Source organism: Sphaerisporangium dianthi, assembly GCF_042654065.1.
Lineage (GTDB): Bacteria > Actinomycetota > Actinomycetes > Streptosporangiales > Streptosporangiaceae > Sphaerisporangium > Sphaerisporangium dianthi.
Genome location: NZ_JBHSFP010000001.1, coordinates 495,389 through 509,851 on the forward strand (window position 1 = coordinate 495,389; position 14,463 = coordinate 509,851).

Consider the following 14,463-nt stretch of genomic DNA (forward strand, 5'->3'; position numbering starts at 1 on the left):
TGGTGGCACGCCCGGGTGGTCACCCAGGCAGCGTCACCCGGACAGCAGATCGGCGCGGCGACGCGATGCCCGTGGGCCGCCGGCCGGTGAGGGCCGGTCTCGCCTCGCGGGCGTGCCGGTGCCGCGCTTCGCCTTCAGTTTACCGGGCACCAAGACCGTCGGGCTCGTCACTGCGCTACGATGAGGCCGCAGGCGTGTGCCGTGGTCGGTCGATTTGAGCGTGACCTCGGCATGTTGGTACCCTGTTCAACTGCGTGTGGCGCGCCCTCTCTGCCCGCGCGCCCCATCCAATCGACTTTCACCGAGGCTTCTTCGTGGCGAACATCAAGTCCCAGATCAAGCGCAACCGGCAGAACGAGAAGGCCCGGCTGCGCAACAAGGCCGTCAAGTCGTCCCTGAAGACGGCCGTCCGCAAGTTCCGCGAGGCCGCCGAGCAGGGCAACGCGCAGGAGGCCGCAGTTCTCATGCGCGCCGCCTCGCGTCAGCTCGACAAGGCTGTCAGCAAGGGCGTCATCCACAAGAACCAGGCGGCCAACCGCAAGTCGGCCATCGCCAAGCGCGTCGCCTCCCTTCAGCCGGCCGAGTGACTCGCCGGGCGTCCGCCCGAGCGATCCGACCTGCCCGCTAGCCCGGGCATTCCCCAGCGCCGCGTCCATCGAGGATGCGGCGTTCGGCATGTCCGCACACGCCGCGTCCGTCGACGTGGCGTTCGGCATGTCCGCACACCGCCGCGTCCATCGACATGACGTTCGGCATGTCCGTGACCCGCGTCCCGGCGTCGCCCGTTCCGCGCCCTCGTATGCCCGCCGCCCGTACCCGCCGACCCGTACGCCCGCGGTCTCCACGCGCCGTCCATCGTGCTCGGGCAGGGCTCGTCCGGCGTACGCGGCGCCGGCGGCCCGCGCGGAATGCCTTCCGCGCAGGGCTGTCCACCGCGTTACACCTTCAATTGTCACGATTTCGGCATAACACCGCCGTTGCCAGGCGATATCGGCTCCGTCACCTTCTCCGCCGACGCGCTCTGTGGCCGCAAAACCGCCCGTATGGTGCGTAAAGCACAAACAGCACAGCGGAAGGCGGGGTTCATGCGGGGGCGGACACCTTTGGTGCTGCGGCGTGCCTTCAGCGAGCCGCTCCTGTTGCTGGCGGCCTTCGGCTCCATCCTGCTGGCCACCACCACCCTGGTCGCCCTGGCCATGTACGCGTCCTCGGTCGCCGAGGTCGGCGTCCGCCGGGCGATGGAGACGGCCTCCGCGGACCTCACGGCCATCCGGATCACCGCGCCCGTCCAGCACGCGACCTTCGGGGGCATCGACCGGGCCGTGCGCGACCGGCTCGCCGAACGCGTCCGCGACGGCCGCGCCGAGGTGCCCGAGCGCATCACCTTCAGCGCCCGCTCCGACTCCTACGCCATGCCTGGCCAGGAGCGCCGCGCCCAGCCCGACCTCACCCGCTTCGGTGTCTACGACGGCCTCGGCCAGGCCGCCCGGCTCGTCGAGGGCTCCTGGCCCCATCCCGCCCCCGTCGGCACCATCGAGGCGGCGCTCTCCCAGCCCGCCGCCCGGGGGATGCAGCTCGCCGCCGGGAGCGAGTTCACCGTCGTCGGCCGGCTCGACCACAAGCCGGTACGTGTGAAGGTCACGGGCGTCTTCCAGCTCCAGGACCCCTACGCCGACCGCTGGAACGGCGAGGAGCTGCTGCGCAGGGGCGTCGAGCGCGGCAACTACACGACGTACGGCCCGCTCATGGTGCCGCGGGAGACCTTCCTCGGCAGGTTCACCGCCACCAGCATCGCCGCGACCTGGACCGCGCTGCCCGACCTGCGGAAGGTGACGCCCGAGCGGCTGCGGCCGTTCGCCGCGTCGGTGGCCGCGCTGAAGGACGACCTCCAGCGGGACTGCTCGCAGTGCACCACCTTCACCCGGCTGCCCGACATGCTCACGCAGCTCGACCAGGCCGCGCTGGTCGCCCGCTCGACCATGCTCGTCCCGGTGCTGCAACTGCTCCTGCTCGCCGCGTACTCGCTGGTCCTGACCGCGCGGCTGCTGGCCGACCACCGGCGGATGGAGGTGGCGCTGCTGCGCTCGCGCGGCGCGGGAAGCCTGCGGCTGGCCGTCCTCACCGGCGCCGAGGCCCTGCTCGTCGCCCTCCCCTGCGCCGTCGTCGCGCCCTTCCTGGCGCCCGCCCTGCTTCGCCTGGTCAACGCGATCCCGTGGATCCAGGCGGCCGGCGTCCACATCGCCCCCGAGCCGGGCCCGGCCACCTACGCGATCTCGGCAGGCGTCGCGCTCGCGTGCGCCCTGCTGCTGGTCATGCCCGCGCTGCGCGGCACCCGCCGCACCTACGTCGAGGAGCAGTCCGCGCGCGGCAGAGGCGACCGCCAGGGCCTGGTGGAGCGGGCCGGAGGCGACATCGCGCTGCTCGCCGTCGCCGTCCTCGCGATCTGGCAGCTCCAGCACTACGGCGCGCCGGTGACCGCCACCGCCGAAGGCGACCTCGGCATCGACCCGCTGATCGTCACCGGGCCCGCGCTCGCCCTGCTCTGCGGCGGCATGCTCGGGCTGCGGCTGGTGCCGCGCGTCTCCCGGATCGCCGAACGGTTCACCTCGCGGCGCCCCGGCCTCGCCCCCGCCCTCGGCGCCTGGCAGGTGAGCCGCCGTCCCCTGCGCTACTCCGGGCCCGCCCTGCTGCTCACCATGGCGGTCGCCATCGGCGTGGTCTCCATGGCCACCGCCGCGACCTGGCGCACCTCCCAGCAGGACCAGGCCCGCCACCAGGCGGCGGCGGACCTGCGGGTCGCCGGCCCGCCGGAGTCCTCCGAACTCGGCCCGCTCGGGCGCGGCGCGACCTATGGCGGGCTCACCGGCGTCACCGCGGTCAGCCCCGTCTACCGGGGGGTCACCTCGTTCTCGGGCGCCAATCCCACGCTCCTCGCCACCGACGCGGCCAAGATCGAGCGGACGCTCATGCTGCGCCCCGACCTCTCCCCCGACTCGGTGCGCACGCTGGCAGGGCGCCTGACCGCCGGACGGCCCGCGGCCCCCGGCGTCCCCCTGCCGGGCAGGCCCAAGACGCTCACCATGGACGTCCGCTTCCGGCTCGACGTCCCCGCCGCCCTGCCCGAGTACGAGGGGCTGCGGATCCGCGTGGTCCTGGCCGACGCGCTCGGCGTCCACCGAGACGTCCAGATCGGCCCCTTCACCCCCGATGGCCGCCCCCATCCCGTCAGCGTCGACCTCGCCGCGCTCGCCGGCCGGTCAGGCGCGCTCAGCTATCCGCTGAGCCTGCGCGGCTTCTACGTGGACCTCCCGGTCCCCGCGAGCGGCAGCGGCCTCAGCCTGGCGCTGGAGGCGGCGCGGACCGACGCGGGCACCGCCGTCGTCCTGCCCGAGGGCTTCCAATGGGGCCACATGGTGCGCGGCCGGGGCCTCATCGACAACGCCAAGGTCATGCTCGCCGAGCGGACCGCCGCCTCCGGCGCTCCCCTGCTCACCCTCGACGTGCCGGCGCCCAAGGCGCGCAAGCCCTCCGACATGGACGACTCCGAGCGCCTGGCCGTCGTCGCCGCGCCTGCCGGAATCCCCAACGACGCCCTGTTCCAGCGCACGGACGGCCCGGACGGCAAGATCTTCCGGCCGGTCCCCGTCGTGCTCACCGCCGATCTGGCGGCAAGCCAGAATCTCGCCGCGGGCAAGACCGCGGTGATCAACATGGAGGGCGAGCAGGTCACCGTCCAGGTGGCGGGCGTCGTGCAGTCCATGCCCGGCACCCCGCCCGGGACGCCCGCCGTCCTCGCCGACCTGCCCACGCTGCTGACCAGGGACGTCTTCGGCGGCCGTGACCCGCGGCCGGTCGGCGAATGGTGGATGGAGACCCGGGACGACGACACCGCCGCGGCCGCGGGCGAGCTCACCCGCCACCCCGAGTGGGACCAGACCATGGTCGACCTCGGATCGCTCACCCGGCAGCTCAGGGACGACCCCCTCGCCAGCGGCCTGCAGGGCGCGCTGATCCTCGGCTTCGTCGCCGCGCTGATCTTCGCCCTGCTGGGCTTCCTGGTCAACGCGGCCGTCGCCGCGCGGGAGCGGATCGCCGAGTTCGCCATCCTGCGCGCCCTCGGCATGAGCTTCCGCCAGATCTTCGGGCTGCTCGCCGTCGAGCAGACGTTCCTGATCGGACTGTCACTGGTGGGCGGCACACTGCTGGCCGTGGGCGTCGCCGGACTGGTCGTCCCGCACATCGTGCTGACCGGGCAGGCGGTCTCCGTGACCCCGTCCGTGTTGCTCGACATCCCCTGGCCCGCCACGATCGCGCTGCTGGCCGTGGTCGCAGCGCTGCTGTTCTCGATCGTCGCCGGCCTCGCCCGCTCGCTCCGCCGGCGGGGTCTGGGCCGGGCCCTGCGGATCGGAGAGGACCGATGAACCCGCTGCTTCTCCTCAAGGTCCACCGGGGCGCCGCCACCGTCCTCGCGCTGCTCGCGCTCAGCGCGACGCTGCTGGTGGGCGCGCTGCCCCGGGCGTTCGAGGCGTCCTACGACGGGGCGCTGCAAGGCGTCCTGGACGATACCGCCGCCACCTTGACCGACGTGACCGTCAGCGTGCGGGCGTTCGACACCAGCGCGCTCACCACCGTGGACGCCTTCGCCGCGGGCGACCGGCACTTCCGCGGCCTCCTGCCCGGCGAAGTGTCGGAGGTCCTCTACCACGGGCCCCGCGACCGCAGCCACTACGGCGCCAAGACCGTCGGCACGCCCGTCGCGGGCCGCCTCGGCCGCGGCCATCGGCCGTACCAGTACGTCGACATGGCCTGGGTGTCCGGCGCCGACCAGCGGATCCGGTATGTGGCGGGCAAGCCGCCCGGGGCGCCCACCACGGTCGCCCGCGTCCCCGGCCACCCCGAGCTCCGGAACGTCACACTGTTCGAGATCGCCCTGTCCAAGCAGGCATCCGACAAGATGGACATCCCGATCGGCACGACGCTGATCCTCGGCCACAGCCTTCCCACGCTCGCGAAGGTCACCGGCGTGTACGAAGCCCTGGCCCCGCGCGACCGCTACTGGGACCACAACCACGACATGCTCACCGTGACCGTCCTGCGCCAGCCGTCGCTGGACATCGAAGAGAACTACATCACCGGCCTGACCAGCCCCGCGTCGCTGACCAAGCTCGCCGGGGAGGCCAGGCAGCTCGACTACCGGTGGGTCTTCGCCGTCGACAACGACAAGCTCACCGCGCGCAACGCCCTCTCGGTGATCGACGGCGTCGGCGCGTACCTGCGGACGATCGTCGTCGACCCCGGCGGGCCCATCCCCTACAACCCGCGCATCGGGGTCGCCCCCTACGAACTGCTGACCTCGCTGCCCGACGTGCTGTCCGGCTTCCTCGGCCGGCTCAGCACCGCCCAGACGCTGATGTTCCTCATTCTGGGCGGCCTGGTCACGGTGGCCGTCGGCGTCCTCATCCTGGCGGTCCAGCTCCTGGCCGAGCGCATGCGCGCCGGCCTGACCCTGGCGCGCGCCCGCGGCGCGTCGCTGCGCCAGATCGTCCTGACCGGCACCGCCGTCGTCGCCATGGCGCTGCTGCCGCCGGTGCTGGCCGGCTACGCGCTGGCGTTCGCCTACCCCGGCCCGGCGACCGCCGCCGTGCACGTCGGAACCCTGCTGATCACCCTGGTCACGCTCGCGTTCACCGCGGCGCGCCTGGCCACCGGGCACCGCAGGCCGATCGACGACCGCCGCGATGACGTGGTCGCCCGCCGCCTCTCGCCGCGACGCGTGGCGCTGGAGGTCGTGGTCATCGTCCTCGCCCTCGTCGGCGCCTACCTGCTGCGCACCCGCGGGCTCACCACCCAGACCCTGCGGCGCGGCGCCGACCCGTTCCTCATGCTCGTCCCCGCCGCGCTCACCATCGCCACGGCGCTCATCACGCTGCGCTGCTACCCCTACCCCCTGCGACTGATCGTGTGGGTCGCCGGCCGTGCGCGCTCCGCCGTCCCGTTCGTCGGGCTGACCCTGGCCGCCCGCGCCCGGTCGGTCACCGCACTGCCCGTCATCATCCTGCTGCCCGCGCTCACCGTCTCGGTGTACGGGGCCGTCGTCGGCGGGGCGCTGGAGACCACGCAGCGGCTGGCCGCCTGGCAGGCCACCGGCGCCGCCGCCCGGGTGGAGGCCTCCGCCGAACTGCCCGCGGACGTCATCGAACGGGTCCGGCACGTCCCCGGCGTCAAGACGGTCATCCCCGCGGACAAGGGCACGGCGCAGATCGGCCTCAGCGGCAAGACCGTCACGGTCGTCGCCGTCGACCTCGAGGCCTACCGCCGCGCCGTGGCGGACACCCCGCTGGACGTCCCGCGCGCGCCGGCCGCCATGCCCGCTCCGGCCATCCCGGCCCTGGTCTCCCCCGACCTGGCCAATCTGGCCGACGTCGAGATCGGCTGGCACGTCCGCATGAAGCTCACCAGGGCGGGAGTCCTGCGCGGGGGGCTCCCCGGCGTGAGCTTCACCGTGAACAACCTGATCGTGCTTCCCTACGACGCCTCCCAGCGGGCCGGCGCCCGCCTCTACACGAACGTGCTGCTCATCGGAGGCGAGGACATCGACGGCGCCAAGCTCAGGGCCGCCACGGGCGGCCGGGCCGACATCCTGGTGTCCACGTTCGGCGAGTCGCTGCGCAAGGTCACCGGCACGCCGCTCGCCGGCACGATCATGACCAGCTTCCGGGTCGTGACCGTCGCCCTTGCCGTGTACGCGCTGCTCACCGTGATCATCGCCCTGGTGATCGGCGCCGCCGACCGGGCACGCGCCCTGTCCTACCTGCGCACGCTCGGCCTGTCCGAACGCCAGGCGTCCACCCTGACCGTCCTGGAGATCACCCCGTTGATCCTGATCACCGCGTTCGCGGGACTGGTGCTCGGCCTCGCGCTGCCTTCCGCGCTCGGCCCGGCCATCGACCTCAGCCCCTACGCCGGCGCCCTGACCGTCGGCGACTACCGGCTCAGCCCCACCATGCCGGCCCTGCTCGCCGCCGGGCTGGCCGCCGTGTCCGTGCTGGGCGCGTTCCTGCACGCCAGATTCGGCGCCCACCGCTCACTCGGCTCGGCCCTGCGGGTGGGCGAATGACCGCCGCACCGGCACCGCCCACGTTGGAGGCACAGTGAACACACCGGGCACAGTGAACACACCGGGCGCGGTGAACGCGGCCGGTGACGTGGACACGCCCACGCTGTCGGAACTGGAGGCGCAGGCCGGGCGGGCTCAGCCCGCCTTCGGTGAGCACGCGCACATCCTCTGCGACAACCTGGTGCGCATCTACAAGACCGAGGGCGTCGAGGTCGTGGCCCTGCAGGGGCTCGACCTGCTCATCGACAAGGGCGAGCTCATCGCCATCGTGGGCGCGTCAGGCTCAGGAAAGTCCACGCTGCTCAACGTCCTGTCCGGGCTGGACGTGCCGACCGCCGGCATCGCGCGGGTGGCCGGCACCGACCTGCTCGCCATGACCGCCAAGGACCGCCTGCGCTACCGGCGCGAGGTGGTCGGGTTCATCTGGCAGCAGACGGCCCGCAACCTGCTGCCCTACCTCAGCGCCCGGGAGAACGTCCGGCTGCCCATGCGGCTGGCCGGCAAGCGCGCCCGCGCCGCGCACGCCGATGACCTGCTCGAACTGCTCGGCGTCGCCTACTGCGCCGACCGGAAGCCGGGCGAGATGTCCGGCGGCGAGCAGCAACGCGTCGCCATCGCCGTCGCCCTCTCCAACTCTCCGCAGGTCATCCTGGCCGACGAGCCGACCGGCGAACTGGACACCGAGAACTCCGAGCACGTCTTCGCCGCGCTGCGCCGGGCCAACCGCGAGCTCGGCGTCACCGCCGTGATCGTCACCCACGACGCGCTGGTGTCGGAGCAGGTCGACCGGACCGTCGGCATCCGCGACGGGCGCACCAGCAGCGAGACGCTCCGCCGCGCCTCCTCCGACGGCGAGATCATCGCCGAGGAGTACGCCGTCCTCGACCGGGTCGGGCGCCTGCAGCTTCCGAGGGACTTCACCAACGCCCTGGACATGGAGCGCCGCGTACGGCTGGAGCTCGAACGCGACCACATCGGAGTATGGCCCGACAAGCCGCAAGCGGGGGACACCGAATGAGCACCCGACCCGAAAACCCCGACCAGCCCGCAACCCCCATCGAGCACCGGCTCGCCACCCCGGCCCCCGGCCCTGTGGCGGGGATGGCCGAGGGGCGCGCCCCCTCTTCGACGCCGGGCAGCGAGCCGCTGGTCGTCGTCCAGGGGCTTCGCAAGGTCTACAACAGCGGGCCCAAGGAAGTCGTGGCCCTCGGCGGCGTCTCCTTCGACGCCTACCCCGGTGAGCTGATCGCGATCAGGGGCCGCTCGGGCTCGGGGAAGACCACGCTGCTCAACCAGATCGGCGGCCTCGACCGCCCCGACAGCGGCCGCGTCACCGTCGCCGGGCGCGTCGTCACGGAACTGCCCGAGACCGGCCTGCTGGAGCTGCGCCGAGACGTCATCGGCTTCGTCTTCCAGTCCTTCGGCCTGATCCCGGTGCTGTCGGCGGCCGAGAACGTCGGCGTTCCCATGCGGCTGTCCCGCACCGCCGTCGCCGAACGGGACGAACGCGTACGAATGCTCCTCTCGCTGGTCGGGTTGGAGAAGCACATGAACCAGCGGCCCTACGAGCTCTCCGGCGGACAGCAGCAACGTGTCGCGATCGCGCGCGCTCTGGCGAACAAGCCGCGCCTGCTGATCGCCGACGAGCCGACCGGGCAGCTCGACTCCCAGACAGGCCGGCAGATCATGCAGCTGCTGCGGGCTCTGGTGCGCAGCGAAGGAGTGACCGCCCTGGTCGCCACGCACGACCCCGCCCTCATCTCTCTGGCCGACCGCGTCCTGCAACTCCACGACGGCACCCTCGCCGACCCCGACCTCGTCCCCACCTCCGCCCCGGCCTGACCCTCCGGAGGAGACGGAGACGCCGGCCGGCCTGAGGCGAGGACCGGTCTGAGGCTGACGGCCTGAGGCGAGGTTGGCGGCCTGAGGCTGACGGCCTGAGGCGAGGGCGGCACAACACCCTCGAACACGGAACACGGGTGACATCGCGGAGCGGAGACGATCCGTCCGCCGGTGTCCGCCATGCCCCATGCGGGGTCCTGCCGACCGGGCGCGAACCTCCTGCAGGATCCGGCCGTCAGCGGCCGGTGCGGCTGGCGACGATGACCTGCACCGTGCGCTCAAGAGCGTAAGCGGGATCGGTGCCGCCGCCCTTGACCTGCTCGTCCGCGAGGGCGACGGCCTGCACAGCTCGCGCGATGCCCTCCGGACCCCAGCCGTTGAGCTGGCGTTTCACCCGGTCGATCTTCCACGGGGGCATGCCGACATGGCTGGCCAGCTGCCCGCCGCGCAGGTTGCGTGGAGCGCTGCCCACCTTGGCGAGCGACCGTACCCCGCCGGCCAGCGCGCTCACGAGCAGCACAGGTGCGACCCCGGTGGCGAGCGCCCACCGCAGCTGTTCGAGCGCCTCTGCGAGCCGACCCTCGACCGCCTTGTCCGCGACCGTGAACCCGCTGACCTCCGCCCGGCCCCGGTGATACCGCGCGACCGCCGCCTCGTCGATCGCCTTGCCCGGCGTGTCGAAGGCCAGCTGGCCGCACGCGGCGGCGAGCTCTCGCAGGTCGTTGCCCACGGCGTCGAGCAGCGCCTGTGCGGCGTCGCCGCTGATCGACCGTCCGGCGTTCCTCATCTCGTTCTTGATGAAGTCGAGCCGTTCCCCCGCCTTGGTCAGCTTGGTGACCGTGACGACCGCCGCTCCGGCCTTCTTGACCCCGTCGACCAGGGCCTTGCCCTTCACTCCGCCAGGATGCACGAGGACCACCACCGCGTCCTCCGAAGGATTCCTGGTGTACGCCACGACCTCGGCGACGACGTCCTTGCCGAGATCCTGCGCCGAGCGGAACACCACGACCGAACGGTCACCGAACAGGGACGGGGAGGTCATGCGGGTCAGCTCGCCGGGCTCGACCTTGCCGCCGAACAGATCGTGCACCTTGGTCTCGGGATCGCCCGCGCGCGCGGCCGTGATGATCGACGCGACCGCGCGATCGGCGAGCAGTTCCTCATCACCGACGACGAGGCTCACGGGTGCTGGTTGCGTCGCCATGCGAGCAGCATCCCACGTCCCACCCCCCGCCCAGCAACCAACCACCACCACAGACCCCAAGCCCCGGACGCCGGCCACGGACCACAGGCCCCAGATCCCGGCTACCGATCACCGATCAGCCCGCCCCAGCCCACACCGCACCTCCGAGACACGCGGGACCGGCCGAATCTGGTCACCAAGACAGAGCGAAGCGCCCATAAGTCCACAAATCTCCACGATCCGGCAAAGGCTCAGTCACAGCATTCACTTCCCGCATCAGCGGCAACGCTGCAAGTCATCAGCAATTCAACTGCAGGTAGTGTCGGGCAAGTTGGAAGCAACGAACAACGGACGAGGAGGTGAACTCCACCATGAACAAGCGCCGTCATAGCTGCCCTCGCTGCGGAGCCGTGTTGGACGACGGTCCCATCCTGTACCGCTGCGCGCCGTGCCGTCGTTCGGTGTATGCCGCCGACCTCGACACCGAGTTCCACACCCACCACGCCGCGCAACACTGACCAACGGCCCGACAAGACCTCTGGCCACCCGGCACGCCGGCCCGCGATGGCGACCAACGCCGGCAACGCCATCCACCTGTGAACCAGACGGCACATCACCCGCCCAAGGGCAGGTCAGACGGCGCGCCACACTCACAACGGTGACTCAGGCGGCGCGCCGCACTCGTACCGGCGCCACCTCGGGATCGGTCGCGGCCCCAAGCCCGCCACCCGACGCCACATGCCGCCCCACGCCGACGGTGTCCGGGACACCTCGCGTCAGCGGCCTCGTGGTACGACGGCGAGACGGCCGTGGTCGGACACGACGGCCACGTCGCCCTGCCGGTCGGTGCGGTAGACCCGCATGCCGAGTTCGTGAAGGCGTCGCATCGTCAACGGGGCCGGGTGGCCGTAGTCATTGTCCGCTCCGACGCTGATCAACGCCGCCCTCGCGCCCGTGGCGGCGAGAAAGGCGGGGTCCTGGCGCGCCGACCCATGATGCGGCACCTTGAGGATGTCGGCCCGCGGCAGCCCCTGACGTAACAGTTCGGACTGCGCCTCGATCTCGACGTCCCCTGACAGCAGGGCCGATCCGGATGTCCACCGCGCGTGCACCACAACGCTGGCGTTGTTCGCGATGGAACCCTCGCCGGGGCCCGCCGACATCGCCTCGCCCACCGGCCCGATGATGCGCAACTCGACCGGGCCGAGACGCCAGTTCATGCCCGGGGAAGCCGCCCAGACGGGCACGTGGCGGCGGCCGAGATCCGCGGACACCCGCGCACTCTCCTGACGCGGCTCACGGCCCGGACTGGTCACCACGGCCCCGACCCTCCTGCCGCGGAACACGCCGTCGAGCCCTCCTACATGGTCGTAGTGCGGATGGGTGAGGATCACCAGGGGCACCCGCTCGACTCCGAGCGCGCGCAGGCAGCGATCGACCGACACCGGGTCGGGCCCTGCGTCGACGACCACCGCCCTGTCTACGCCCGCCGACAGGACGAGCGCATCACCCTGACCGATGTCACAGCTCACCATGAGCCAGCCACGCGGCGGCCAGGACGCCACGACCGGCCGGACGACCACCACGGTGAAGACCACGCCGGCCGCGATGGCGCACGCCACGAGCCGCAAAGCCGCGCGGCGCAGCACCACCCAGCCCAGCCCGGCCAGGAGGACCAGCAGGATCAGGCCGATCGCCCCGCCCGGCCACGGCAGGATGGCGGCGGGAAACCCGGCCGCCCGCCGGGCCACCAGGATGATCCAGCCGACCGCGTACCCCGCAGGACGGACGAGCCACCGCGCGGTCTCCAGGTGGACGGGGGCCACGACCGACGCGGCGAACCCGAGAACCGTCGCCGGGGCCACCGCCGGTCCGGCCAGCAGATTGGCCGGGATCGCCACCGGCTCCAGTTCCCCAGCCATGACCACCAGCAACGGCGTCACCGCCGCCTGCGCCGCGCAGGGCACCGCTATCGCCTCGGCCGCCCAGCGCGGCATCCGCCTGGACATGCGGTCACGCCACCTTGGCGCGAACGCCAGAATGCCGGCGGTCGCCAAGACCGACAACGCGAAGCCGTATTCGGCGGCGAGCCCCGGATCGAACAGGATCAGCCCGAGGACTGCGGCCGACAGAGCGATGACGCCGTCCCCGGCGCGTCCGGTGCCGAGTGCCACAGCGGCCACCGAACCCATCACCAGCGCGCGGAGCACGCTCGGCGAAGGTCTCGCGACAACGGCGAAGCACATCATCGCCACGATGGTGAGGGCCGCCCGGACGGCCAGCGGCAGTCCGGCGAGCCGCCCGAGCGCGAGCACCGTACTCGCGACGATGGCCAGGTTCGCTCCGGACACGGCCGTCAGATGGCTAAGGCCGGCCGTCTTGAGATCGTGCCTGACCTGCTCATCCATAAGGGACAGATCACCGGCGACGAGTCCGGGCAGGAGCCCGCGTTCGGCCGGCGGCAGCACGGCACAGGCCTGTCTCAGCCCTTCGCGGAGAGCGGCAGCGGCCCGCTGCGGCGGGGAAGGACCGCTGAGCACCTCCGGAGGCTTCCCCGCCAGGAGCACGGCGGCCGTCAGCTCGCCCGGATCCGACGGAGCCAGCCTGCCCTGGACGCGGACCCGCTGGCTCGGCAGCAGCGACGCCCAGTCGGCCGCGCCCTGAGCGAACACGACCACCGGCGCCGCCGTGCCGACCCGCATGCCAGAGGCTTCGACGCGCTCGACGGAGCCCTCGACGATGACCCGTTCTCGCCGTACCAGCCCTCGCCTGCCGGGCAGGACGCGCGGATCACCGGTCAGCGACAGCTCCACGGTGACCACCGCCCGCTTCTCAGCGAGATCGACGAGCGGTCCAGATGTCACCGCATGAACCCGGAAGGCCACCGCCCCGGCGACGGCCGCCACGCACCCCAGCACCCCGAGCAGCGTGTACCGCCACCCACGCCACGCCCCCTGCCCCAGCCCCGCCCCCCATCCCGCCCTCGCTCCAGATCCCCACCCCCCTCCAGATCCCCCTCCCGATTCCGCCCCCGATCTCGATCTCGATCCCGGCCCCCACTCTTGTCCCGGTTTCGGCTCACGGCCCGAGCCCGTATCGGGGCGGACGACCGTCGTACGGGGCGCGATCAGAGGGTGACGGGCGAATGCGATGACGGTCATTGCGATCATGGCAAGGACGGCCGTGACAACACTGATCGTGACGGAACACCTCAAGAGCACAAGGGCCGTTCCCCAGGCGGCGAGCGCCGGCACCGCCAACCGCAGATCACCCCGCCCAAGCGAGACTGGTCTCGATTCTTCTTGCGGGACGGCGTTGCGGGTGGGGACGCGGATAGCGGCCGTCATACGCGGACCTTGTCGCGGAGATCGGCGAACTTGCGCTCGCCGATGCCGGTCACCTCACGGAGCTGGTCGATCCTCTGGAAACCGGCGTGGCCCTGACGGAACTCGATGATGCGGCCGGCGAGGACCTCCCCCACCCCCGGCAGCCCTTCCAGCTGGCTCGCGGTCGCGGTGTTCAGGTCGACGGGCGCACCAGGCACGGCGGCCGGATCGGCGCTCGATGCCGCACCGGCCCCGAGGCCGAGCCCGCCGGCCTGTCCGACCACGATCTGTTCCCCGTCGATCAGCTTCCGGGCGAGGTTGAGCGCGCCGGCCTTGGCACCCGCGCGCACGCCTCCCGCCGCCGCGACCGCGTCGGCCACTCGGGACCCGCCGGGAAGCGTGATCACACCCGGCCTGCGCACCTTCCCTGTCACGTGGACGAACACCTGAGGAGCCGATGCAGGTCTCGATGCGAGCACAGGCGCGGCGGATGCCAGGGCCGGCGAGGCGCCGGTCGGGATCGGCGGGCTCAGCGGTTCGACCTCGGGCCGGGCCTGCCAGGCATAGACGCCTGCTGCCAGGGCCGCGAGGAGGCCGAGCACGACCAAGACGCGCACGCCCGGGCGGCCAGGGTCGAGGCGCGCTCCGTGCTCGGTGACGAGATCTGCCAGCCGGGCGCGCAACGACAGAGCGGGCATCGGCTGCGACCGCAGGCGGCCTGCCGGCGCCGCCTCGCCCTGCGTCGGCTCACCAATGTGCGCGGGTGAGCCTTCGCCGCCCCAGGGGACGCCGGCCTCGGCGGAGGCCGCCGGGGACTCCGGGACGTTCGTCGTCGTCGATCGAGGTGGATGGAGGAGACCGGGGTCGGCGTGGTCATGCCACGGCGCCGAGATCACGGGCGGGCGGTGCCGGCCGAGGGGGCTGAGGGCGTGCAGGCGTGACTCGCCGGCATCGCTGCGCAAGGACCTGTCCGCTGTTCTCACGCGGTGGACATT

Annotated in this window: 8 protein-coding genes; 5 read left to right on the top strand and 3 right to left on the bottom strand. The window is 72.4% G+C overall.

Going from position 1 to position 14,463, the window contains the following annotated elements:
• Positions 1–314 precede the first annotated feature (314 nt).
• The 5 genes from rpsT to ACFO60_RS02095 all read left to right on the top strand — a co-directional run bounded on the left by rpsT (position 315) and on the right by ACFO60_RS02095 (position 8,959).
• Complete coding sequence (rpsT, locus tag ACFO60_RS02075; RefSeq protein ID WP_380836101.1) at positions 315–587, top strand: 30S ribosomal protein S20; 273 nt, start codon at positions 315–317, stop codon at positions 585–587.
• 498 nt (positions 588–1,085) lie between these two features.
• Positions 1,086–4,421: an ABC transporter permease gene (locus ACFO60_RS02080; protein ID WP_380836103.1), complete on the top strand. Its 3,336-nt coding sequence runs from the start codon at positions 1,086–1,088 to the stop codon at positions 4,419–4,421.
• The gene (locus tag ACFO60_RS02085) at positions 4,418–7,117 is read left to right on the top strand and encodes an FtsX-like permease family protein (RefSeq protein ID WP_380836105.1); all 2,700 of its coding nucleotides are present in this window, start codon (positions 4,418–4,420) and stop codon (positions 7,115–7,117) included. The genes ACFO60_RS02080 and ACFO60_RS02085 overlap by 4 nt, the downstream gene beginning before the upstream one ends.
• Positions 7,118–7,169: 52 nt before the next feature.
• Positions 7,170–8,135 (top strand): ABC transporter ATP-binding protein, encoded by a 966-nt coding sequence (locus ACFO60_RS02090; protein ID WP_380836107.1) that lies wholly within the window; start codon positions 7,170–7,172, stop codon positions 8,133–8,135.
• Positions 8,132–8,959, top strand: a complete 828-nt coding sequence (locus tag ACFO60_RS02095; protein WP_380836109.1) for an ABC transporter ATP-binding protein — start codon at positions 8,132–8,134, stop codon at positions 8,957–8,959. Before ACFO60_RS02090 ends, ACFO60_RS02095 begins: the two co-directional genes overlap by 4 nt.
• A 235-nt stretch (positions 8,960–9,194) precedes the next feature.
• On the opposite strand, the gene holA is transcribed toward ACFO60_RS02095, so the two are convergent.
• The 3 genes from holA to ACFO60_RS02110 all read right to left on the bottom strand — a co-directional run bounded on the left by holA (position 9,195) and on the right by ACFO60_RS02110 (position 14,451).
• Positions 9,195–10,163, bottom strand: coding sequence for a DNA polymerase III subunit delta (gene holA, locus ACFO60_RS02100; protein WP_380836110.1), 969 nt, complete (start codon positions 10,161–10,163; stop codon positions 9,195–9,197).
• A 755-nt stretch (positions 10,164–10,918) separates the two neighbouring features.
• Positions 10,919–13,006, bottom strand: coding sequence for a ComEC/Rec2 family competence protein (locus ACFO60_RS02105; protein WP_380836112.1), 2,088 nt, complete (start codon positions 13,004–13,006; stop codon positions 10,919–10,921).
• A 479-nt stretch (positions 13,007–13,485) separates the two neighbouring features.
• Positions 13,486–14,451 carry a ComEA family DNA-binding protein gene (locus ACFO60_RS02110; protein WP_380836114.1) on the bottom strand — a complete coding sequence of 322 codons (966 nt, stop codon included), beginning with the start codon at positions 14,449–14,451 and terminating at the stop codon, positions 13,486–13,488.
• Between the last annotated feature and the right edge of the window lie 12 nt (positions 14,452–14,463).